Source organism: Kineococcus esterisolvens (assembly GCF_050871405.1).
In the GTDB taxonomy this organism is placed as follows: domain Bacteria; phylum Actinomycetota; class Actinomycetes; order Actinomycetales; family Kineococcaceae; genus Kineococcus.
Genome location: NZ_JBJLRI010000047.1, coordinates 13,722 through 35,924, shown reverse-complemented (window position 1 = coordinate 35,924; position 22,203 = coordinate 13,722). Strand labels below are relative to the sequence as shown.

23 protein-coding genes are annotated in these 22,203 nt (G+C 73.4%); all 23 read right to left on the bottom strand.

Annotation, left to right across the window (positions count from 1 at the left end; genetic code table 11):
• Positions 1 to 51 precede the first annotated feature (51 nt).
• Positions 52 to 1,134, bottom strand: a complete 1,083-nt coding sequence (locus ACRYR8_RS14555; protein WP_432484566.1) for an EscU/YscU/HrcU family type III secretion system export apparatus switch protein — start codon at positions 1,132 to 1,134, stop codon at positions 52 to 54.
• Positions 1,131 to 1,910, bottom strand: coding sequence for a flagellar biosynthetic protein FliR (locus ACRYR8_RS14550; RefSeq protein WP_432484564.1), 780 nt, complete (start codon positions 1,908 to 1,910; stop codon positions 1,131 to 1,133). Before ACRYR8_RS14550 ends, ACRYR8_RS14555 begins: the two co-directional genes overlap by 4 nt.
• A 3-nt stretch (positions 1,911 to 1,913) precedes the next feature.
• On the bottom strand, positions 1,914 to 2,192 hold the full coding sequence (locus ACRYR8_RS14545) for a flagellar biosynthetic protein FliQ (protein ID WP_432484562.1): 279 nt from the start codon (positions 2,190 to 2,192) through the stop codon (positions 1,914 to 1,916).
• A gap of 127 nt (positions 2,193 to 2,319) precedes the next feature.
• On the bottom strand, positions 2,320 to 3,204 hold the full coding sequence (gene fliP, locus ACRYR8_RS14540) for a flagellar type III secretion system pore protein FliP (RefSeq protein WP_432484560.1): 885 nt from the start codon (positions 3,202 to 3,204) through the stop codon (positions 2,320 to 2,322).
• Positions 3,201 to 3,695, bottom strand: coding sequence for a flagellar biosynthetic protein FliO (fliO, locus tag ACRYR8_RS14535; protein ID WP_432484558.1), 495 nt, complete (start codon positions 3,693 to 3,695; stop codon positions 3,201 to 3,203). The genes fliP and fliO overlap by 4 nt, the downstream gene beginning before the upstream one ends.
• Positions 3,695 to 4,453 carry a flagellar motor switch protein FliN gene (gene fliN / locus ACRYR8_RS14530; RefSeq protein WP_432484556.1) on the bottom strand — a complete coding sequence of 253 codons (759 nt, stop codon included), beginning with the start codon at positions 4,451 to 4,453 and terminating at the stop codon, positions 3,695 to 3,697. Before fliN ends, fliO begins: the two co-directional genes overlap by 1 nt.
• Positions 4,450 to 5,394, bottom strand: coding sequence for a flagellar motor switch protein FliM (locus ACRYR8_RS14525; protein ID WP_432484554.1), 945 nt, complete (start codon positions 5,392 to 5,394; stop codon positions 4,450 to 4,452). The genes fliN and ACRYR8_RS14525 overlap by 4 nt, the downstream gene beginning before the upstream one ends.
• 105 nt (positions 5,395 to 5,499) lie before the next feature.
• On the bottom strand, positions 5,500 to 8,073 hold the full coding sequence (mprF, locus tag ACRYR8_RS14520; RefSeq protein WP_432484552.1) for a bifunctional lysylphosphatidylglycerol flippase/synthetase MprF: 2,574 nt from the start codon (positions 8,071 to 8,073) through the stop codon (positions 5,500 to 5,502).
• Between the two features lie 241 nt (positions 8,074 to 8,314).
• A complete protein-coding gene (locus ACRYR8_RS14515) occupies positions 8,315 to 8,812 on the bottom strand; it encodes a flagellar basal body-associated FliL family protein (RefSeq protein WP_432484550.1) in 498 nt (165 codons plus the stop codon).
• A gap of 1 nt (position 8,813) precedes the next feature.
• Positions 8,814 to 9,803 (bottom strand): OmpA/MotB family protein, encoded by a 990-nt coding sequence (locus ACRYR8_RS14510; protein WP_432484548.1) that lies wholly within the window; start codon positions 9,801 to 9,803, stop codon positions 8,814 to 8,816.
• A complete protein-coding gene (locus tag ACRYR8_RS14505; RefSeq protein ID WP_432484610.1) occupies positions 9,803 to 10,576 on the bottom strand; it encodes a motility protein A in 774 nt (257 codons plus the stop codon). Before ACRYR8_RS14505 ends, ACRYR8_RS14510 begins: the two co-directional genes overlap by 1 nt.
• A gap of 2 nt (positions 10,577 to 10,578) precedes the next feature.
• A complete protein-coding gene (locus ACRYR8_RS14500; protein WP_432484546.1) occupies positions 10,579 to 10,893 on the bottom strand; it encodes a flagellar FlbD family protein in 315 nt (104 codons plus the stop codon).
• Between the two features lie 223 nt (positions 10,894 to 11,116).
• The gene (locus tag ACRYR8_RS14495; RefSeq protein ID WP_432484544.1) at positions 11,117 to 12,409 is read right to left on the bottom strand and encodes a flagellar hook protein FlgE; all 1,293 of its coding nucleotides are present in this window, start codon (positions 12,407 to 12,409) and stop codon (positions 11,117 to 11,119) included.
• A gap of 49 nt (positions 12,410 to 12,458) precedes the next feature.
• The gene (locus tag ACRYR8_RS14490; RefSeq protein WP_432484542.1) at positions 12,459 to 13,028 is read right to left on the bottom strand and encodes a flagellar hook capping FlgD N-terminal domain-containing protein; all 570 of its coding nucleotides are present in this window, start codon (positions 13,026 to 13,028) and stop codon (positions 12,459 to 12,461) included.
• An 87-nt stretch (positions 13,029 to 13,115) separates the two neighbouring features.
• Positions 13,116 to 14,975, bottom strand: coding sequence for a flagellar hook-length control protein FliK (locus ACRYR8_RS14485; protein WP_432484540.1), 1,860 nt, complete (start codon positions 14,973 to 14,975; stop codon positions 13,116 to 13,118).
• Complete coding sequence (locus tag ACRYR8_RS14480; RefSeq protein WP_432484538.1) at positions 14,972 to 16,099, bottom strand: NlpC/P60 family protein; 1,128 nt, start codon at positions 16,097 to 16,099, stop codon at positions 14,972 to 14,974. The genes ACRYR8_RS14485 and ACRYR8_RS14480 overlap by 4 nt, the downstream gene beginning before the upstream one ends.
• Positions 16,096 to 16,545 (bottom strand): hypothetical protein, encoded by a 450-nt coding sequence (locus tag ACRYR8_RS14475; protein ID WP_432484536.1) that lies wholly within the window; start codon positions 16,543 to 16,545, stop codon positions 16,096 to 16,098. The genes ACRYR8_RS14480 and ACRYR8_RS14475 overlap by 4 nt, the downstream gene beginning before the upstream one ends.
• Positions 16,542 to 17,903, bottom strand: coding sequence for a FliI/YscN family ATPase (locus ACRYR8_RS14470; protein WP_432484534.1), 1,362 nt, complete (start codon positions 17,901 to 17,903; stop codon positions 16,542 to 16,544). The genes ACRYR8_RS14475 and ACRYR8_RS14470 overlap by 4 nt, the downstream gene beginning before the upstream one ends.
• Positions 17,900 to 18,748: a FliH/SctL family protein gene (locus ACRYR8_RS14465; RefSeq protein ID WP_432484532.1), complete on the bottom strand. Its 849-nt coding sequence runs from the start codon at positions 18,746 to 18,748 to the stop codon at positions 17,900 to 17,902. The genes ACRYR8_RS14470 and ACRYR8_RS14465 overlap by 4 nt, the downstream gene beginning before the upstream one ends.
• Positions 18,732 to 19,757 carry a flagellar motor switch protein FliG gene (fliG, locus tag ACRYR8_RS14460; protein ID WP_432484530.1) on the bottom strand — a complete coding sequence of 342 codons (1,026 nt, stop codon included), beginning with the start codon at positions 19,755 to 19,757 and terminating at the stop codon, positions 18,732 to 18,734. The genes ACRYR8_RS14465 and fliG overlap by 17 nt, the downstream gene beginning before the upstream one ends.
• Before the next feature lie 3 nt (positions 19,758 to 19,760).
• Positions 19,761 to 21,356 (bottom strand): flagellar basal-body MS-ring/collar protein FliF, encoded by a 1,596-nt coding sequence (fliF, locus tag ACRYR8_RS14455; protein WP_432484528.1) that lies wholly within the window; start codon positions 21,354 to 21,356, stop codon positions 19,761 to 19,763.
• Entirely contained in the window at positions 21,356 to 21,799 is a 444-nt protein-coding gene (fliE, locus tag ACRYR8_RS14450) for a flagellar hook-basal body complex protein FliE (RefSeq protein WP_432485238.1), read from the bottom strand. The genes fliF and fliE overlap by 1 nt, the downstream gene beginning before the upstream one ends.
• Positions 21,796 to 22,191 (bottom strand): flagellar basal body rod protein FlgC, encoded by a 396-nt coding sequence (gene flgC, locus ACRYR8_RS14445; protein WP_432484524.1) that lies wholly within the window; start codon positions 22,189 to 22,191, stop codon positions 21,796 to 21,798. The genes fliE and flgC overlap by 4 nt, the downstream gene beginning before the upstream one ends.
• Positions 22,192 to 22,203: the final 12 nt, after the last annotated feature.

Here is a 22,203-nt window from a genome sequence, read left to right as displayed (position 1 = left end):
GGCCGGGGAAGCGGTGGCTTCCCCGGCCACCGGGGGCGTGGGCCCGGGGCGTCAGGCGGGCAGGGTGTGGGCTTCGCCCAGGGCCGTGGTGGCGCCGCGGGTGCGCAGGTTCATGACGAAGGCGAGGACCCGGGCCACGGCGGCGTACAGCTCGGCGGGGATCTCCTGGCCGACCTTGACGCTCTTGTACATGCTGCGGGCCAGCTCGACGTCCTTGACCAGGGGGACGTCGTTCTCCTTGGCGCGCTCGCGGATCTTGGCGGCGATGGCGCCGGCGCCCTTGGCGACGACCTTGGGGGCGCCGCTGCCCGGCTCGTAGCGCAGGGCGATCGCGATGTGGGTGGGGTTGACGACCACGACGTCGGCGCCGGCGACGTCGGCCATCATCCGGTTGCGGGACATGGCCATCTGCTTTGAGCGCAGCGCGCCCTTCAGGAGCGGGTCGCCCTCGGCGTTCTTGTGCTCCTGCTTGACGTCCTGCTTGCTCATCCGCAGGTTCTTCATGATCCTGCGGCGGCTCATGGCGTAGTCGGCGGCGGCGATGACGAGGCCGACGAGGATCGTCACGACGAGCATGGAGGAGATCGCCGAACCGGTCGCCGCCAGCACCGACGACAGCGGCAGCACCCCCTGGCCGACGAGCTGCGGGGCCAGGCCCTTCGCGACGACCCACAGGGCCCCGCCGATGAGCAGCGTCTTCAGCAGCGACTTGGTGCCCTCCCACAGCGCCTGCGGCCCCCAGTGCTGCTTGAGGCCGTTGACGGGGTTGAGGTGCTTGAAGTCCGGCTTGAGCTTCTTGGTGGCCGGTCGCAGGGTGCCCTGCACCCCGCCGGAGACGAGGACGGCCAGCACGGTGACGACCAGCAGGGGCGCCAGGACCCCGGGCAGGGTGCCGAAGGCGTCGCCGAGGGCGGCGAGGGCACGGCTGGGATCCGGGTCGGCGGCCACGTCGGCGACGCGGGCCAGGGCCTGGCGGCAGGCCGTGCCGGCGGCCTCGATGGTGCGGGGCACCAGCAGCGCGCCGGCGGCGGTGCACAGCCACGCGGCGACGTCCCGCGACTGCGGGATGTTGCCCTCCTTGCGCGCATCGGTGAGGCGCTTCGGAGTGGGCTTCTCGGTCTTCTCCCCGCTCACGCGCCACCTCCCACCAGGCGCACGACCGTCTCGGCCATCGTCCCGGCGGAGGTGTCCACGACAGCGGGCAGGACGGCCAGTGCGAAGCCGCCGAGCGTGAGGGTGATCAGGATCTTCAGCGGGAAGCTCATCGCGAACACGTTGAGGGCGGGGGCCACGCGCGAGAGCAGGCCCAGCCCGATGTCGGCGACGAACAGGACCGCGACCAGGGGCGCGGCGATCTGCAGGGCGGAGAGCATGAGCTGCCCGATGCCGGTGGTGAACACGGCCGCGACGGTCTGCAGGGAGATCCCGGCGTCCAGCGGCAGCACCTCGTAGGTGCGCAGGAACCCCTTGAGCACCAGCAGGTGACCACCGGAGAGCACGAGCAGGGCGATGGCGGTCCAGTTGTAGAACTTGCCGAAGACCGCGGTCTGGTTCTGGCTCAGCGGGTCGTAGGCGCTGGCCATCTGGAAGCCGCCGAAGAGGTCGATCAGGTCGCCGGCGGCCTGCACGGCGGCGAACACGAGGGCGCAGAAGGCGCCGAGGGCGGCACCGACGAGCACCTGCTGCACGACGGCGGTGGCGAGCGCGGCGGGCTCGACGGCGGGCACCTGCCCGCGCAGCCGGCCGGCCACCGGCAGGGCCAGGGCCAGGGCCAGCATGGCCTTGACGCGGCCGTTGACGGCGCGGGAGGAGAACGGCGGAGCCAGCAGCAGGAACGACACGGCGCGCACGGAGGCCAGCAGCAGCGCCAGCAGCAGGTCGATCCCGACGGTGGTGGACAGCCCCTGCACGTCTCAGCCGCCGCTGGTCAGCAGGTCGGGGATCTGCTCGTACAGCTGGCTGGTGAAGGTGGTCAGCTCGTTGAGCATCCACTTGCCGCACACCACGATCGCGATGCCGACGGCGAGCACCTTGGGCACGAAGGCGATGGTCTGCTCCTGCAGCTGGGTGACCGACTGGAACAGCGAGATGCCGAAGCCGACGGCCAGGGCGGTCAGGAGCATGGGGGCGCTGAGCTTGGCGGCGAGGACGAGAGCGGTCATCACGAGGTGGATGACGGTCACGTCGGTCATCGCGGGGCCTTCCGGTCGGTTCGGGCGTCGGGCGGGCGTCGGGCGCGTGCGGCCGGGGTGCGGGGAGCGCTCCCCCGGCCGGTGCATCGGCCGTTCGGGTGACGGGCTTGAGGGGGCCCGGGGCTGCTCAGCCGCCGTAGCTGCCGACGAGCGCCTTCACGACCAGGCCCCAGCCGTCGACCATGACGAACAGCAGGAGCTTGAACGGCAGGGAGACCGTGACGGGCGGCAGCATCATCATGCCCAGGCTCATCAGCGCCCCGGAGACGACGATGTCGATCACCAGGAACGGGATGAAGATGACGAAGCCGATGATGAACGCCGAGCGCAGCTCGGACAGCGCGAACGCCGGCACCAGGGTGGTCAGGGGCGTCTCGGCGCAGTTCGCCGGCTTCTCGCGGTTCGCGGCCTTGGTCATCAGGGCCAGCTCGTCGCCGCGGGTCTGCTTGCACATGAAGTCCTTCAGCGGCTGGGAGCCGTCGGTGAAGGCGACCGTGGTGGTCTTCTCGCCCTTGAGGTAGGGCTGGATCGCGACGTCGTTGATGGCGCCGAAGGTGGGCGCCATGATGAACATGGTCAGGAACAGCGCCAGGCCGGCCAGGACCTGGTTGGGCGGGGTCCCCATGAGGCCCAGGGCGTTGCGGGTCAGGCCGAGCACCACGAGGATCTTCGTGAAGCTGGTGGTCAGCAGCAGCAGCGCGGGCGCCACGGACAGCACCGTCAGGGCGATGACGATCGTGATCGACTGGCTGGGCTTGCCGTCGACGCCGTTGATGCCGTTCACGCCGACGGTGACCGAGCCGGCGCCGGGCGCTGCGGGGTCGACCGGGGCCTGCGGGCCGGCGGGGGCCGCGGCTGCGGGCAGCGCGGTGACGGCGGCCGGGGCCGCGGCTGCCACCGGTGCGGCGGCGAAGGCCGCAGGGGCGGCCGCGGCGGTGCTCGCGGCGCCGGTCAGGAGGCCCCCGGCGAGCAGCGCGGCGGCGGCGAACCTGCGGGGGGTCAGGGTGCTCACCGGCGGGTCGTCCTCTCTCGCAGCACGTCGACTGCCTTGGTCCAGGTGGCCGGCGACAGGGCCGAGCCGGTGATCGGGGTGGTGCGGGCCGCCGGGGCAGCGGCCGGGGCAGCGGCTGGGGCGGCGGCGTGGACGGGGGCGGTGCCGCGGGTGGGGGCGGGCAGCTGCACGACCCGCTCGCGCCCCTCGGCGCCCTCGCGCTGCTCGGCGTGCTCAGCGGGTTCGGCGGCGGGCAGCAGCTGCGCGGCGGGCGCCTCGGTCAGCAGGGTGACCTGCTGCTCGGTGACGCCGACCACGAGGGCCCGCTCCCCGATCCGCACGACGGCGACCCCGGCCTTGGCGCCGACGCCGACGCGGCTGAGGACCTCCAGGCCCGTCTGGGCCGCGCCGATCGAGCGGGACCGGCGCAGCCAGCGGGCGATGAGCCACAGCAGCCCCAGGACGGCGACCAGCGAGACGGACATCCGTCCCAGAGCTGCGAGGGCGTCCATCAGGCACCGGCCTCCGTGCCGGGGGTGACGATCTCGGTGATGCGGATGGCGTAGTCCTCGTCGACGACGACGACCTCGCCGCGGGCGATGAGCTGGCCGTTGACCAGGACGTCGGCGGGGCTGCCGGCGGCGCGGTCGAGCTCGACGACGGAGCCGGGGGTCAGCGCCAGCAGGTCCTGCACGGTCATGCTGGTGCGGCCGAGCTCGACGGTGACGTCCATCTGCACGTCGCGCAGCAGGTCCATCGTGCGGCGGGGGCCGCCGCCGGTGGTGGGGGCGCCGCCGCCCGGGGTGGCCATGACGGGCACGGCGACCTGGGGGGCGTCGGTGGAGAAGGTCAGGCCGATGAGGGCGAGGGTCTCGCCTCCGGCGCCGACGACGGCGACGGCGCCGCCCTCCAGGGCGGCGACGGCCTCGGCGGGGTCGCCCTCGACGCCGACGTCGAGCGTGCACTGCCCGAGGCTGGCGACGACGGTCTCCAGCGCGGGACGCAGCGCGTCGACCGGGTCGAGCGCGCCCTCGGGGCTCATCAGGAGGGTGTTGAGGGTCTCCTCCCCCACGATGACGGCCACGCGGCCGCTGGCGGCGCCGGCGAAGCTCGCGGAGACGGCGGTGCCCTCGTCGCCCATGTCGGGGGCGGCGGAGGCCGCGACGATCCCGGTGATCGTGCCGGGCGCGGACAGCGGCAGGACGGCCAGGGCGGCCTGGGCGGCCTCACCGAGGAGGGCCTGCAGGTCGGCGTGGGTGACGGTGCTCATCGGGAGGACTCCTCGGGGGTCGGGACGATCAGGCAGGCGAGCCGGGATCCGCGGCTGCCGGCCACGGCGGAGGCGACGACGGTGTCGGAGGCGACGACCTCGAGGGGGGCCTCTGCCGCGTGCGGCAGGCGCAGGACGTCGCCGGGCACGAGGGCGAGGATCTCGTCGGGCCGCAGGTGGGCTGCGTTGAGGCGGACCGAGACGTCGACGGGGATGTGCTCGAGGTGGTCGTCGAGGCGGTCGCGCATGAGGCGGCGGATGCGCAGCTCCTCGGGGCTGGCCACGCGCAGCTCGGCGGCGCTGAGGGCCGCCGACAGCGGGTCCAGCGGCAGGGCGAGGGTGGCGGTGCCGCCGGACTGCTCGACCTGCAGGTGGAAGGAGGCCACGATCATGACGTCGGTGGCGGCGGCGGCCTGCGCGAACTGCGGGTTCTGCTCGATGCTCGTCAGGTGGGGCTTGAGGTCCACGATCGAGGTGAGCGAGGCGGCGAGCTCGGCGAGGGTCCGCTCGACCAGGCCGCGGCACAGGACGGCCTCGATGTCGGTGAGCACGCGCTGCGGCTGGTCCCGCGCGCCGGTGCCGCCGAGCATCCGCTCGATGCAGCTGAGCATCAGCGGGGTGTCCAGGTGCAGCACGCCGGCGCCCACGAGCGGCTCGGGGTCGAACACCGTCATGATCGAGGGGGTGGCCAGCGTCGCGGCGTACTCGTCGTAGCTGTACTGCTGCACCTGGTCCAGCTCGACCTGCACGCTGGTGCGCAGCGTGGAGGACAGCAGGGTCGCCCACTGGCGGCAGAAGGTCTCGTAGGTGATCTCGAGCACGCGGGCGTGCTGGCGCGACAGCTTGGTCGGCCGCCGGAAGTCGTACGGGACGGGGACGCCGCGCCGCCGCGAGCGTCGGCCGCCTGTCCGCTCTGCGCTGGTGGAGGTCTCGGGTGCCACGCTGCACCTATCGGCACGAAGGGGCCTCACCCTTTAGCGCGCACCTGAACGGGTGACGCGGGCGCCCCGGCCGGGCGCGGGTCCGTCGGCCGGCTCGTCGCCGGATCAGCCCCGGACGAGCCCGCGGATCCCGCCACCGACCAGTGTCGCCACGTCCACCATGACGTTCGGCAGGGCCAGCCCGCCGGGGGCGGCCACGTAGCAGGTCCGCCACCGAGGGCCGAAGCCCTGCTTGAACCTCCGCAGGCCCTTGAAGTTGTAGAACTGCTCGCCGTGGGTCCACAGCAGGTGCCCGATCCGGTCCCAGTGGGAGGCGGTGGCGTCGGTCCGCAGCCCGGACAGGGGCGCCATCCCCAGGTTGAACGACGTGAAGCCGTGCTGCTTGGCCCACAGGATGCACTCGAGGAACAAGAAGGTCATCACGGTGCGGGGCGCGTCGGGCAGGCGGCGCATGAGGTCGACCTGCACCTCCCGGGCGTCCGCCCCGATCCACAGGGTCGCGAAGGCGATGATCCGCTCCTCCTGGCGCACCACGACCATCGGGAAGCGACGGACGTAGTCCTCGTCGAAGGCACCCAGGGAGAACCGCTTCTCCTTGCCGTTGCGGTGCGCGAGCCAGGCTTCGGACACCTCGCGCAGGCGGGGCAGCAGCGGCGCGACGTCCTCCGGCGCGACGAGGTCGACCGTCAGGCCCGTGCGCTGCGCCGTGTTGCGGCAGTTGCGGAGGTTCGTCCTCGCCCTGCCGGTGAGGGTGAACTCCTCGAGCGGGACGACGGCCTCCTCCCCGAGCTTGGCCAGGGTCAGCCCGCACTCGCGGTAGAGGTCGGCGTGGTCGGTGAGCACGTTGTAGAAGACGGGTCGGCCACCGTGGCGGTCGACCTCCTCGATGAAGCTCCAGACCAGTTCCCGGAACTCGGCCGGGTCGCCGACCGGGTCCCCCATCACCACCCAGCTGCGCCCCTCGACCTGGTACATGAGGAAGGCCGTGCCGGCCGGGCTGAAGCGGAAGCGCTTGTCGCCGGTGAAGGCCAGCTGCGAGGTGCAGCGCCCCGACCTGGCGACGACGTCCGTCACCCGGGCCATCTCGTCGTCGTCCGCGACCTGCGGGGCGGGGGTCGCCGGCGCGAAGGTCCGACGCCCGCCGATGAGGATGCCGACGGCGCCCGCAGCCATCGCGAGCAGGTCCGCTCCCGGCGTGTCGCCGGAGATCGACGCCGCCAGCAGGGGGGCGTCGACGCTGCCGCCGAGGTCGCTGACCTCGTGCCACCAGACCGCCGCACCGACCAGCACGGTCGCGGTGATCGGCCAGACCGGGTTCCGCGGCCGGGCGAGGAGGGGGCCGCGGTGGAACGCCGAGCGTGCCGGCACCAGGAGGACGGTGAGCACGACGCTCACGGCGGACAGCACCAGGTCGCCGTGAGCGGCGGCGATCACCGCGACGCCGATCAGGAGCGCCAGGGTGGCCGCCCAGGCGCGCTTCAGCCGCCGGTGCAGACCCCGGGCCGTGAGCAGGGCGGACAACCCGGCGAGGCTGATGGTGGCGGCCGACACGTCCAGCGCCCGGGAGCCCGGCAGGTCTCCCACCACCACCATGAACACGCCGGTCCCGGCGACGCCCAGCGCGAGGACCGAGGGCGTGAGCACGGTGGGGAGGCCCACCGGGGCCACCGCTGCGGCGCCCGGCGCGGAGGGCGCCGAGGTCCCGGCCGCAGCGGCGCGGGCCGCGCCCAGCGCCCGCACGCCCTGGCGAGCCTCGTGCACGACGAGGAGCACGGCGGCCAGCAGCAGCGGGAGCACGAAGTAGCAGAGCCGGTAGGCGACCAGCGCCACCGCGAGCCCCGCGGGCGAGGTCGTCGACCCGATCAGCACCACCAGCGCCGACTCGAAGACACCCAGCCCGCCGGGCACGTTGCTCACCAGCCCGGCGATGGTCGCGATCGAGAAGGCGACGGCGAAGGGCAGGAACGGGAGCCTGCCCTCGGCGGGCAGCAGGACGTACAGGGCCGCGGCCATGGTCAGCCACTCGAACGTCGACAGCACGACCTGGGCCACCGCCAGGGAGCGGGACGGGCGGTCGATGCGCCAGCCGCGCCAGCCCGTCGCGCGGCCCGCGCCGGCCCACGCGAGGTACGCCACCACCGCCGCCAGCAGCAGCGCCCCGACGACCTGGATCGCGGTGGCGGGCAGGTGCAGCACCTCGCCGGCACCGGTCGGGTCGTGCAGCACGCCGCCCCCGGCCAGCACCGCGGCTCCCAGCGCGAGGGTGACCGCGTTGAAGCCGACGATCCGGGTGATGGCGAACCCGGGGACCTGCCAGCTGGAGTAGACGCGGGCCCGCAGCGCCGCCCCCACCACCGCGGAGGCACCCAGGTTGTTGCCGAAGGCGGTGGCGATGAACGACGCGAGGGCGTAGCGGCGGTAGGGCAGGGGGTGCTCGACGTAGCGCAGTGCCAGCGCGTCGTAACCGGTCATCGCCGCGTAGGACACCGCGGTCGCGGCGAGGGCGGCGAGCGCGACGCCCGGGCCGAGCGTCACCAGGTCGCCACCCAGGTCCGCCCACGAGTAGTGGCGGAAGGTCCTGTGCAGCAGCGTCGCTGCTGCGGCGAGCAGCCCCGCCACGAGGAGGGGAGCGAGCAGGCGGCGCGCCGGACCGACCGAGCGACGGGACGAAGGACTCACCCGTCAGCAGTCGGCAGTCCGGCCCCCGCCCTTGAAGCGGTGGCGGGCGAGTGGCGCGGGGACGGGGGGCCGGCACCGGGGTCGGGCCGGGAGGTCGAGAGACCCACCCACCGGGCCGGCCGGGCCCGCACGTCCCGCGGGAGGACGCAGCGCGGGAGCGCGGCAGGCAGGGCCTGCCGCGCTCCCGCGCGGTGCACCGTCCCCGGGGTCCACGGTGTCGCCACCGGAGCCCGTGATCAGGTCACTGCATGACGAACTGGGTGAAGTAGATGCCCATGACTTCCTTGTGCTCGACGCCGTCGGTCTCGGTGACGTACGCCTCGATGATCTTCTCCTGCAGCTCCTCCTTGTGGTGCTGGCGCTGCTCGGCGTTGGACAGGTCGGCCATCGACAGGCCGCTGAACGAGGAGATGGTCAGGTCCAGCGCCTTGCTGCCGTCGAGCGCGGTGGAGCCGCCGTGGCTACCGCCCTCGCTGGCCACGGCCTGCAGGGCCAGGCCGATCTTGAGGTAGTGCCCGTCGGCGAGGTTCAGGCTGATGGCGTCCAGGGTCGTGACGTCACCGGGCTCCAGGTGCTCCTCGGTCTCGGCCGCGGCGGCGGTGTCGCCCTTGGTCAGCAGGAACACGCCGCCGCCGGTCCCGCCGGCCAGCAGCACCGCGCCGAGGGCGGCGACGATGATGAGCTTCTTCTTGCCGCCGGGCGCGGCCTCGGCCTTGTCGCCGTCCTTCTTGCCGGCCATGTCAGTGGCCTCCCGTCGTGGTCGTGGTGGTGTCGTGGCTGGCGGTCTCGCTGGCGGTCTCGGTGGCGGGCGTGCTCAGCTCCGCGGGCCCGTCGGTGGGGATCGTCTCGGCGACCTGCGGCAGCAGGGCCTTGACGGCCTCCGAGGAGGGTGAGGCGACGACGAGGTCGACGCGGCGGTTGCCGGCCAGGGCCCGGTCGTCGCTGTCGGGGTACAGCGGGCGGGTCTGCCCGTACCCGGTGGAGGTGAGGCGCTCGGCGGGCAGGCGGTGCACGTCGATGAACCGGGTGACCACGCTGTTGGCCCGCGAGGTGGACAGGTCCCAGTTGTCGCGGTAGCGGGTCGTGGAGCTCAGCGGCAGGGAGTTGGTGTGCCCCTGGACGACCAGGTCGTTCGGCAGGCCGCCGAGGATGGGGCCGATGGCGTCCAGGACCTGCAGGCCCACCGGCTCGACGTCGGCGCTCGCGTTGGCGAAGAACACGTTGTCGGCGACCAGGCCGACCACGAGGCCGTCGGAGGTGATGCGGTACGTCACCTGGTCCTGGTGGCCCTGGGGTGCGAGCGCGGCGTCGATCTGCTTGATGAGCCCGCGGTAGTCGGCGACCTCCGCCTGGGCGGCTGCGAGGTGGCTGGCCGACCGGGCGGTCTCCTGCGCGGTCTGCGCCTCGGCGATGATCTGCTCGGCGCTCGGCGGGGTCATCGGGTCGCCGCCGGCCATGACCTTGATGTTGACCGGGTCGGCGCCGTTGTCGACGTCGTTGACGCCCTTGTTGCCGGAGAGCACGAGGTTCGAGGAGGAGGTGCCCTCGTTGAAGCCCTCCTTGAACTGCGCGAACTTCAGCTGGTCGATCTGCGACATGGCGAACAGGACGATGAACAGCGCCATCAGGACCGTCAGCATGTCGGCGTAGGAGACCAGCCAGCGTTCGTGGTTGACGTGCTCGTCGTGCTCCTCGTGCTTGTGGCGCCGCTTGTGCGCCGAGGAGGACATCAGGCCGCCTTCTTGTCCGCCACCGCCGTGCCCGGCGGCAGCAGGCTCTGCAGCTTCTTGGCGACCGAGCGGGGGTTGGAGCCGGCCTGGATGGCGAGGATGCCCTCGACGACCAGTTCCATCTGCGCCACCTCGATGCCGGACAGGCGCATGAGGCGGCTCTGCACGGGCAGGAAGAAGAAGTTCGAGCTGGCCACGCCCCACAGGGTGGCGACGAAGGCGCCGGCGATCATCGGGCCCAGGGCCGCGGCGTCGGACAGGTTCGCGAGCACGACGACCAGCGAGATGACGGTGCCGCAGATGCCGACGGTGGGCGCGTAGCCACCCATGTCGCCGAAGATCTTCGCGGCCTGCTTGTCGGCGGCCTTCTTGGCCTGGATCTGCGCGGTCAGGATCTCGTAGAGCTCGTCGGGGTCGGTGCCGTCGATGGCGGTCTGCAGCCCGTCGCGCAGGAAGTCGTCGTCGACGGCCTTGATGGCGTCCTCGAGGGCGAGCAGGCCCTCGCGGCGGGCGCGCTCGGCCATCTTGATGAGGACCTCGACGGTCTCGCCGGGGTTGGCGACCTTGCCGAGGAGGGCCTTCTTCAGCGTGCCGATGGAGGCGAGGCCGTCCTTCATGATGCCGCCCATGAGGCCGACGCCCAGCGTGCCGACGAAGACGAGGACGAGCGGACCGGGCAGGAGGATGCTCCCGATGGTCCCACCCTCGTGGTTCTGCATCCAGAGGACGGCGGCTGTCGCGATGACGAGCCCGCCGATGGTGGCGAAGTCCATGGTCACGGCCTCCTGCGGTGCAGCGGGACCGGAGCGGGCAGGTCCCCGTCGGTGTCGCTGGTGGTGGTGTGGGTGTGGGGGTGCGCCGGCAGCTCGAGGACGTCAGCCGTCCCCGTCTCCTCCAGGGCGTGCGCGGTGGCTACCACGCGGGCCCTGAACGCCATCACGCGCTCGACGACCTCGGTCAGCGACTCGGTGACGACGAACTTGGCGCCGTCGACGAGCGTGATGACCGTGTCGGGTGTCGCGTCGACGCGCTGGACCAGGTCGGGGTTCACAGCGAACACCGACCCGTTGAGGCGAGTCACGAGGATCACGGGGGTCCGTCCTTGGGGTGGATTCGAGGCCCGTCCCTGGGCCGGTTTCACCATTACCATCGGCGTCCCGGGGCAGGATCTGAGTGGGGGTTGCCTCATGCACCCATTCGTGCTAATCCCGGCACCCGGGTGCACGCGGAGCGACCGGCCGGCAATGCGAGACGCCCTCCCGGGCCGCGCACCACGCGGCCCGGGAGGGCGTCGATCGACAGCGCTAGGAGCGTCAGCGCTTGAGGTTGACGAGGTCCTGCAGGATTTCGTCGGAGGCGGAGATGATGCGGGAGTTCGCCTGGAAACCACGCTGCGCGAGGATCAGGTTGGTGAACTCGGCGGAGAGGTCCACGTTCGACATCTCCAGGCTGCCGGCGAGGATGGCGCCGCGGCCGGCCTCACCGGCGATGCCGTAGACGGGGTCGCCGGAGTTCGTGGACACGCTGTAGAGGGAACCACCCTCCTTGACCAGGCCCGCCGAGTTGTTGAACCTCGCGATCGCGACCTGGCCCAGGGTCTGCTTGTAGCCGTTGGAGTACGAGCCGGTGATGACGCCGTCGGTACCGAACGAGTAGCTGGTCAGCGTACCGATCGGGAAGCCGTTGCCGTTGCCCTCGACGTTGCTCTTGCCGGTGGCGCCGACGTAGCCGGTCAGCTTCTCGAGGTTGATGGCGATGGGCGCGCCGGTCGGGCTGGCGGCGGGAGTCCCGGGCACGCCGGCGGCGATGGTCAACGTGTCGGGCGTCGCCGCCGCACCGTCGGCGACCGGCGGGGTCCCGTCGAAGTTGATGGGCGCCAGAGCGTTGGCGAACGTGCCGTTGGGACTGGTGTCCCAGGCCACGTTCCAGCTGTTGCCCTTCTGGTGGCCCGCCGTCACGGCGTCGGCGTCGGCGTTGGTGAAGCGAAGGTAGACGGTCGTCAGGTTGCCCTGCTCGTCGTAGGCCTTGAAGCTGCTCGTCACCTCACGGGCGGTACCGTCGACATTTGGGGTGTTGTCGAGGTTTCCGCTGATCGCGGCCTCGCTGGTCACCTTCGCGGCCATGACGGAGTCGGAAGGGATGACGAGTCGGTCGACGGTGCCGTTGGTGTTGATGTTGCCCTGGTCGTCCGGACGCCAGCCCATGACGTAGGCGCCGCTGTTGGTGACGACCGACCCCTGTGCGTCGAGGGTGAAGGAGCCGTTGCGGGTGTAGAACACCCCGTCGCCCTGCTGGACGGCGAACATGCCGTCACCGCTGAGCATCAGGTCGGTCGACTTGCCGGTGGACTGCGCCGAACCCTGCGTCATGTTCTGGGTGATGGCGTCGACGCGGACACCCAAACCGACCTGCGACGGGTTGGTGCCGCCGTTGACCTCCGTCGGAGCACCGGCGGCCTTGGTGAGCTGCGACAGCGTGTCGGCGAAGACGACGTTGGAGCTCTTGAAGCCGGAGGTGTTGACGTTGGCGATGTTGTTGCCGACGACGTCCATCATCGTCTGGTGGGAGCGCAGGCCGCTGACACCGGAGAACATGGAGCGGAGCATGTTTCAGACCTTTCGAGGGGCTGACGGGGTTCGGGAGGGGCGTGCGGGGTCAGGCGGGCGTCGACGACGAGCCGGACGAGGTGGAGCTCTCGGAGGAGCCCGTGGTGGTTTCGGCCGCCGCGGTGTCCGCGCCGCCGATGGCCGTGACCTTGGACAGCACGACCTTGGTGCCGGCGACGTCGAGCACCGGCTCACCGCCGGTCCCGCCGGCGGAGGACGTGGTGAACGACGCCGACTTCACGACACCGGAGACCGTCGTGCCGTCGGAGCCGGTGTAGGACACCGTCTGGCCGATCAGCGCGCTGGCCTGCAGCTTGTCCTGGGCGGAGAGCATCTGCGTGTAGCTCTTCGCCATGTCCTGCATCGTCTCCAGCGAGGAGAACTGCGCGGTCTGCGCGATGAACTGCGTGGAGTCGACCGGCTTCGACGGGTCCTGGTAGCGCAGCTGGGCCACCAGCAGCTTGAGGAAGGTGTCCTTGTCCTCGGCGCTCTTGTCAGCCGCCTTCGCGCTGGTGTCCGACCTGCCCGCGTTCTTCGCCGCTTCCGTCTGCGTGAGCGCGTCGGAGTTGGCGACGAGGGACGCGTACGGGTTCGACCCGCTGGCCGCATCGATGGTCATGCTCTTCCTTCGGTCGTTCGGTCGGCGGTCTGTAGCCCGTCCGGGCGGTTCACGAGGTCCCCGGGTGCAGGCCCCGGGCGCACGCGGTCAGACGCGCAGGTCCAGCCGTCCCTCGGCCGCGGCCGCAGCGGCCTGGCGGACCGAGCGGGGCTCGTCGGCGCCGAACAGGGTGCCGCGGCGCCCCGGGTCGCCGGAGCCGGAGCCGGACTGCTGCCCGGCACCGGAGCGGTGGCCGCCCTGGCCGCCGGACTGCGACTCGCTCCCCTGGCGCTGCTGCGCGGCGCCGGAGTCGGCGCGCACCTCGACGGTGGTGGACGTGAACGAGGTCCCGGCCAGCTCGCGCTGGAGGTCGCCGACCGCCTGGCGCAGTGCGTGGCGCGCCGCGTCGGAGGCACCCGTGAGTTGCACGCTCAAGGTGCCGTCGAGGACCTCGGCGGTGACCTGCACCGGGCCCAGGCCCAGCGGGTTCACCTCCACCGACATGCGGTGCACGGCGTCGGTGGCGGCGGGCAACTGCTCCAGGCGGGCGCTGAGCCCGTGGGCGAAGGCGGCCGGGTTCGTCAGCGGGAGCGGGACGGGCGGCGTGGAGGTGGGCGCCACGACCGGTGCACCGGCCGTGGCGGCCGTGACGGTGGCCGGCGCGCCGACCACCGCCCCCGGCACGGCGGTGACGTCCTGCGCCGCAGGGGCAGCGCCGGGCACGGCTGCCGCGGTGGGCTGCGGCACGACGGGACTGGCCGCCAGGACCACCGGCTGCGGCGCGGTCGCCGTGGACGGCGCCGCCGCGGCCTCCGGGCGCGGCGCGGTCAGCGGGCTGCCCGGCTGCGCGCCGGGCTGACCACCGGGCTGGCCACCCGGCTGTCCCCCGGGCTGGCCGGCGCCGCCACCCGCAGCGCCCTGACCGGCCGCGGCCGGAGCGGGCACCGCGAGCGCCGGGGCACCCGCCGCCTGGGCACCGGCGCCGGCCACCTCGCCGGTGGGCGGAGCGGTCGGCGGTGAGCTGGCGCCCTGCCCGTTGAGGGCGGCGGGACGCAGCGCGGCGGTCGCCAGGACCACGGCGCCGGCGGGGACAGGAGGAGCGTCAGCAGCGGGAGCGGTGGTCCTGGCCGCAGCGGGGCCCGCCGCGAGGGCGGGTGCCGTGGCCCGGGCCGGGGCGGCCGCGGTGGGCGCCGGCGCAGCGGCGGCCGTCCCGGCGGGCGCGGTGGTCGCGGGCGCGGTGGTGGCAGCGGTGGCCGGGGTGCCCGCGGGTGCGGGCTCCGCCGGGACGACCTGCGGCGGGACGCTGCCCGCGGCGCCGGCCTGGACGGGCACGCCTCCGGCCGGCACCGCACCCGGCACCGCACCCGGCACCGCACCCGTGCTGGCGGCAGCGTCCCCGGCGGCCGGGGTCGCAGCGGTCCGCCCAGCGGTGGGTGGTACCGGGGCTGCGGCGGGTGCGACCAGGCCGAGCAGCGCCGGGTCGGCGACGACGTGCTGGTTCGGCGCTCCGGTCTGCCCCGGCGTGGTGGCGCTGCCGACGGCAGTGGCGCCGTCGGCGTCCACGACGTCCTTCGCGGTCGCCTCGGTCGCCTCGGTCGCCTCAGTCGCCTCAGCGGCACCAGGGGTCCCGGTGGTGCCGCGCCGCCCCTCGACGGCTTCCGCGCGCCGGCGCTCGTCCGGGCGTCGCAGCGCGTCGGGGCGGTGGTGCTCGCGGCGCAGCGGCTCGGCGGGCCGGTCGGCCGCACGGTCGGCAGGCCGCTCGGTGGTGCGCTCGGGCGCGCCGTGGGCGGAGCGGTCCCGCTCGGTGGCGCGGCGCTCGAGCGCGTCGGCGGAGCGCTGGTCGAGGTCGTCGACGGCGCGGCCGAAGGAGCGGGCGAACTGCGCCCCGCCGTCGGTGCTGCCGCGGCGGTCCTCGCGCGCCGGCACGGGGGCTGCCCCGGTCAGCGTGGAGATGGTCTGCGTGCTCACGCGGCGCTCCCGGTGCTCTGGAGGGTTCCCATGATCTTCTTGACGTAGTTCTGGGTCTCGGTGAACGGCGGGATGCCGCCGTACTTGCGCACGTTGCCGGGGCCGGCGTTGTAGGCGGCCAGGGCCTTCTCGAGCGACCCGAAGGTCTTCAGGTGCGAGGCGAGGAGCCTGCCGGCGCCGTCGATGGCCTGCATCGGGTCGGTCGGGTCGATGCCGACGTCGCGGGCGGTGCCGGGCATGAACTGCATCAGCCCGATGGCACCGGCGGGGCTCTTGGCGTTCGGGTTGTAACCGGACTCCTGCTTGGCGACGGCGGACAGCAGCCCGGCGGGCAGGCCGTACCTGCCCTCGGCGGCGGTGAAGGCCGCGTCGTAGGGCGCGGACTTCGCCGAGGTGGCCGTCAGCGAGGCGGGGCGCACGTAGCCGGTGCCGGTGGTGTCCGCGGCTCCGGTCGCGCCGGTGAGCAGGGCGGCGGCGGCCAGGCCGGCGGCGGCGGTGGTCGCGGCGGTGGTGCCCAGCCGGCGGATCGTCATGGGGGTTTCCCAGACCTTGGAGATCTTCACGACGTCGCCCGCCTTCGGGGCGTGCAGCATCTGCCCGTTCCCGACGTAGATTCCGATGTGGGAGCCGCCCTCGAGGACGACGAGGTCGCCGGCCTTCGCCTGGGCGAGACTGGGCACCTCGGTGCCGACCTTCGCCTGCTGGGCGGCGGTGCGCGGCAGCGAGACGCCGATCTGCTTGCCGGCGTACTGGATGAGCCCGGAGCAGTCGAACCCCGCGGGGGTGGTGCCACCCCACTGGTAGGGGACGCCGGTGTGCTTCTTCGCCACCGCGAGCAGCTGCTCCCCCGTGGTGCCGGAGGCGCCACCGGTGCCCGTGGTGGACCCGGTGCCCGTCGTCGGGGTGGTGCCGACGGGGTTCCAGGCGGCGTTGACGCTGCGGGTGCCGCGGGAGACGGCGCCGCTGCCGGCGAGCACGTCGGCGAAGCCCGTTCCGGTGGCCGTCGCGGTGGCCGCGGACGCGGTCTGCAGCGACCGGACCTGGCCGCCCGACAGTGCGGACACGGCGGCGATGCGGGACTCGATGTCGGCGATGCGGGACTGCACCTCGGCGATTCCGCTCACGGGGTCCCTCCTTCCAGTTCGGCGCGGCGGCGGGCGCGGGCTGCGAACTCCGCGACGGTCCGGTCGTCCAGGGCGCGCTGGTCGGCGGCCAGGGCCGCCTTCTCCTGCGCGAGCTCGTGGCGTTCGACGACGCGTTCCAGGGACCGCTCGGCGCGGCGGGCGCGGGCCCACGCCGCCTGCTTGGCGGTCAGGTCCGACTCCAGCCGCTGCGTGAGGGCGCGGGCGGAGTCCAGGTCGGAGACGAGGGCGGCGCGCCGGGCCACGGCCGCCGTCCAGGCCGCCATCGTCTCGTCGCTCAGGTGGGCGTCGCCGAGGTCGCGGCGCACGCGGGCGGCGCGCTGCTGCTCGCGCCACAGGACGGCGTTGGCGGCGGCGAGCTCGGCCTTGGCCCCCTCCTGCTGGGCGCGCCGCAGCTTCAGCAACGCGAGGATCGCCCTGGCGCTCACCGCGCACCTCCCAGCCCGGCGACCAGCTGCGCCAGGCGCGCCCACGCCTCGGGGGCGGGGGTGATGTCGTGGATGTCCTGGCGCAGGAACTCGTTGATCGCGGGCAGGCCGGCGACGGCCGCGTCCACCTCGGGGTTGGCGCCGGGCTGGTAGGCGCCGACGTCGATGAGTTCCTTGGCGTCGCGGTGCGCGGCCAGCACGCGGCGCAGCGTCGTCGCCTGGGCACGCTGCTCGGGCGTGGTGACGCGGCCGGCGACGCGGGAGACGGACTCCAGCACGTCGATGGTCGGGAAGTGCCCGGCGGTGGCGAGCCTGCGGTCCAGCACGACGTGACCGTCGAGGATGGAGCGGGCGGCGTCGGCGATCGGCTCGTTGTGGTCGTCGCCGTCGACCAGCACCGTGTAGATGCCGGTGATGGAGCCGACCACGCCGGGACCTGCGCGCTCCAGCAGCCGCGGCAGCAGCGCGAAGACGCTCGGCGGGTAGCCGCGCGTGGCGGGCGGCTCGCCCACCGACAGGCCCACCTCGCGCTGGGCCATCGCGGTGCGCGACAGCGAGTCCATCATCAGCACGCAGTCGGCACCGGCGTCGCGGAAGGACTCCGCGATCGCGGTGGCGGTGAACGCGGCGCGCAGGCGCACCACGGGAGCCTCGTCGGAGGTGGAGACCACGACGACGGAACGTGCCAGCCCCTCCGGGCCCAGGTCGTCCTCGAGGAACTCGCGGACCTCCCGGCCGCGCTCGCCGACGAGGGCGAGCACGGACACGTCGGCGGAGGTGCCGCGGGCGATCATCGACAGCAGCGAGGACTTGCCGACGCCGGAGCCGGCGAAGATCCCGAAGCGCTGCCCGCGACCGGCGGGCACGAGGGTGTCCAGGGCCCGCACACCCAGCCCGAGGGGCTGGTCCACGCGCTGGCGGGACAGCGCGGGCGGCGGGGCGGCGTGCAGGGGGGTGCGCGGTGCGGCGTGCAGGGGCCCGCCGCCGTCCAGCGGGTTGCCCAGGGCGTCGACGACGCGGCCCAGCAGCGCGGCACCCACCGGGACGGTGGGTGCGCGGCGGGTCGCGACGGCGGGCGCGCCGGTCCCCAGGCCCGTCAGGTGGCCCAGCGGCAGGCAGCGCAGGCGGCCGGCCTCGGCGGCCACGACCTCGGCGGGCACGGCCGTGCGGCCCTCGCCGAGCACGACGGTCTCACCGACGGCCGCCTCCAGCCCGGAGACCTCCACCGACAGCCCGACGATGGAGGTGACCCGGCCCCGGACGAGGGGCCGGGCCGCCTCGGCGGCGCGCTGCAGCTGCGGACGCAGCAGCTGGCGCACGCCGTCGGCGAGCGCCGAGGAGACGAGCGGGGCGCTCACGCGCGCAGCCCGGTCACCTCGGCGCCCCCGGCGCCCCCGGCGGCCGGAGCACCGGCCGGCCCGTCGGGCGAGACCAGGGCCTCGAGGGCGCGCGCGACGCTGGCGCGCAGGCCTGCGTCCACGTCGGTGTCGCCCTGTCGGGCGATCGCGTCACCCGGGGAGACGGCGGGGTCGGGCAGGAAGGTCACGCGTCCTGCATCGGCGGCGGGGGCGGTGCCCTTGAGCTGGTCCCCCAGCGGGTCGCCACCCGTGCGGCCGTCACCCGTCAGGGCGGCGAGGTCGTCGGGGTGGACGCGGACGGTGACGGGTCGTTCGTCGTCCAGGGGCCGCAGGGCGCGGCGCACGGCGTCGTGGACCGGGGAGGCCGTGAGGGAGACCTCGCGGTCCAGGACGGCGCCGGCCAGCTCGAGGGCGAGCTCGAGCACCGTGTCGGCCAGGGCCGCCACGGTGGGCAGGCGCTCGGCGCTCAGGGCGTCGGCGGCCCCGCGCACGGCGGACTCGGCGCGCGCGAGGGCGGCGGCCTGCTGCGCCGCGAGGGCGCGCGCGGCGTCCTGGGCCGCCTGGCGGGCGGCCAGGCGGTCGGCGGCCGCCTCCTCGGCGGCCTGGCGCATGCCGGCCGCCCAGCCGGCCGCCCAGCCGGCGGTCCGGGCCGCTTCGCGCTCGGCGCGCAGGGCCTCGGTGTCCGCCGCGTTGCGCGGCAGCTGGATGCCGGTGAACTCGCGCGGCTGCGACGCGCCGCCACCGCCGGGGGCGGTGACGAACGCGCGCGGGGTGGGCGCCGGGGAGGTGTCGGCCGGGCGGAAGACCCGGGGACCGCGTGCGGGCGCCTCAGGCCACGAAGTCATCGTCACCGCCGCGCGTCAGCACGATCTGGCCGGACTCCTCCAGCTGGCGGATGACCTGCACGACCTTCTGCTGGGACTCCTCCACCGCGGACATGCGGACGGGCCCGAGCATCTCGATCTCGTCGAGGAGGTTCTCGCGGGCGCGCTCGGAGACGTTGCGCAGGATCTTGTCGCGCACGGCGTCCCTGACGCCCTTGAGGGCGGTGGCCAGGTCGGCCGTCTCGACACCGCGCAGGACGAGCTGGATCGCGCGGTCGTCGAGGGTCGTGATGTCCTCGAAGACGAACATGAGCGCGCGGATCTCCTCCGCCAGGGGGGCGTCCTTGGCGGCCAGGCCCTCGAGGATGCTGCGCTCGGTGCCGCGGTCGGCGCGGTTGATGATGTCGACCAGGGGCTGCACACCGCCGACGGCGGTGTTCTGCTTGGCCTGCAGCACCGTGGAGGTGCGGCGCTGGACGACGTCCTCGATGAGGCGCACGTACTCGGTGCTGGTGGCCTCCATGGTGGCGATGCGGTAGGCGATGTCGGCCTGCATGTCGGGGCTGAGCCCGCCCAGGATCATGGAGGACTGGTCGGGGCGCAGGTGCGCCACGACCAGGGCGATGGTCTGGGGGTGCTCACCGGTGAGGAAGGTGAGGATCTGCTGCGGGTCCGCCTGGTGCAGGAACTGGAACGGCTGCACGACCTGGGACTCGGCGACGCGGCCGAGGACCTCGGCCGCGCCGTCGACGCCGAGGGCGCCCTCCAGCAGGGCCTGGGCGAAGTCCATGCCGCCGGCGCCGCCGCGCAGCGGGGCGGCGATCATGTCGTGGAACTCCTCGAGCACCACCCCGGCGACCTCCGCGGAGACCGAGCGCAGCCGCAGGATCTCGGCGGTCAGCTCCTCGATCTCCGCCGGGCGCATGTGGGAGAGCACCTTGGCGGCGTTCTCCTGACCGACCTGCACGAGCAGGACGGCGGCCTTCTGCGCCCCGGTCAGGGGCGCGACCTCGAGCTCGGTGGACGTCACGGGTCAGGACCTCCGATCGGCGAGCCAGCCGCGGAGCAGTTCCGCGACTTCCTCGGGCTGGCGGGAGACGAGTTCGACGACCTCGGTGCGGCGGGCCGCCGCGGCCTCCAGGGCCGGGTCGACCGGTGCTGCTTCGAGCGCCACTGGACGCTCGGCAGGGGCGTCGAGCTCCTTGAGCCCGCCGTCGCCGGTGATGTCGCCCAGCGCGATGGGTGCGACGTCCAGGACGTCCACGGTCTCCACCTTGCGGCGGCGGAAGGCCACCAGGACCACGATCAGCATGATGAGGACCAGCAGGGCCAGGGCGGCGGTCTTGGCGTAACCGATGAGGGTGGCCCGCTCCTGCTCCGCCTGGGCGGCGGCGAGGGCCTCGGCGGCGGCGTCGGCGGCGGCGGTGTCGAAGGCGATCTTCTGGACCGTGACGGTGTCCCCGCGGGCGGGGTCCAGGCCGGCGGCCTGCGTCACGAGCTGGGTGATCGCGTTGACGTCGGCGGCGCCGGCGGCGCCCGCGTCGATGACGACGGCGACGGACTGGCGGTCGACCTTGCCGGGCGCCTGCTTGGTCGTCGTCTCGATGCGGTTGATCGAGTTGTTGAGCGTCTCGGAGCGCTTCTCGTACGCGCTGGCGCCCTGCTCACCGGCGGGGACCTGGATGTTGTCCGGGCCCAGGACACCGGCGGCGACGCCGCCGGCGCCGGTGTAGGTCTCGGTGTCGGTGCTGCTGACGAGCGGGTCGACCTCCTCCGGCTGCTCGTACACCAGGGAGTTCGAGGTGGTGTCGTCGAAGTTCAGTGTCGCGTTGACGGTGGCCTTGACGTTGCCCTGGCCGAGGACGCCCTCCAGCATCTGCTGCAGGTTGGCGCTCTGGGCGGCGTTGTAGTCGGTGGTCTTCTCCTGCTGGGCGGAGCTGCCGGAGTCCTCGCCGGACAGGGTTCGGCCCTTGTCGTCGACGACGGAGACGTTCTCGGGGTCCATGCCCTCCACGCCGCCGGCGACGAGGTTGATCACGGAGGTGACCTGGTCGTTGGACAGCTGCTCGCCGGGCTTGAGCTTGACCAGGACCGAGGCGGTGGTGGGGGCCTGGTCGTCGAGGAAGACGTCCTTCTTCGGGATGGCCAGGTTCACGACGGCGGAGCTGACGCCGTCGATGGACTGGATCGTCTGCTCCAGCTCGTTGGACAGGTCCTGCTGGTACGCCTTCTGCTGCACGAACTCCGAGGTGGTGACCCCGGACTGCTCCAGCAGGGAGTACCCGGACTCGGTGTCCGCCGGCAGGCCCTCGCCGGACATGGCCAGGCGCTCGTCGTAGACGAGCTCCTGCGGCACCATGATCGTGGTGCCGCTGTCGGCGAGCTCGTAGCTGACGCCGTCGGCCTTGAGCTTCTCCACGATGGCCGAGGCGTCGCTCCCCGACAGGTTCGAGAACAGCGGCGCGTACGTCGGCGTGGCCGCCCAGCGGGAGAACGCCAGTCCGCCGGCGACCAGGGCGACCAGCACCGCGATGACGACGGCCTTCTGGCCGGCGGAGAAGGTCTTGAAACCCTCCCCGAAGCGCTTGGCACCGTCGACGATCGCCGCGGGCCCCTTGCTCTTCGCCATCAGATCTGCATCCTCATGATCTCGTTGAACGCCTCGACGGCCTTGTCACGGACCGCCACGGTCAGCTGGGTGGCCAACTGCGCCTCGCTGCTGGCGATCATGTAGTCGTGCACGTTGGTCAGGTCGCCGGTGGCGGCCCGCACAGCCAGGTCATCGGCGTTCGACTGGACGGCCTGGAGCTTGTCCAGGCCACCGGCGAGCAGGGACTCGAAGTCGGTGCCGGAGGCGTCGCCCACCGCGCCCGTGCCCGTGGTGCCGGTGACACCGGCGAGGTTGGCGATGCCCGTGGTGCCCACGACCGCCTGGTCGCCGACGGTGACCCCGCGCGTCATCTGCGCGTTGTCCGTGTTCTCGAGCCCCTGGCCCCAGCCGACGGCCTGGGTGCCCAGCGCGCCGGAGACGCCGCCGACGGAACCGATCGTCTCGATGCTCACGTCGCTCACGCCTTCCCGAGCTGCAGGGCCGCCTGGTAGGCGTCCTTGGCGCTGGTGACGGTCTGCAGGTTCGCCTGGTAGGCGCGCTGGGCCATGATCAGGCTGGTCATCTGCGTGCTCATGTCGATGTCGGGGTACTTGACGTACCCGTCGGCGTCGGCCAGCGGGTGGTCCGGCTCGTGCACCATGCGCCCCTCGGGGCTGCCGGTGAGGATCCCGGCGACCTGGGTGCCCTTGCCGTCACCGGCCTCGGTGGCCACGACGTAGCGAGCGGCGAAGGCGTCCTCGTCGGTGCGCTTGACCGTGTTGATGTTGGCGAGGTTGTCGCTGACGGCGTCCATCCACTTGCGGTTCACCGTGACGCCGGTGCCGGCGATGCCGATCGCGTCGAAGATGCTCATGTCTCGGGGCTC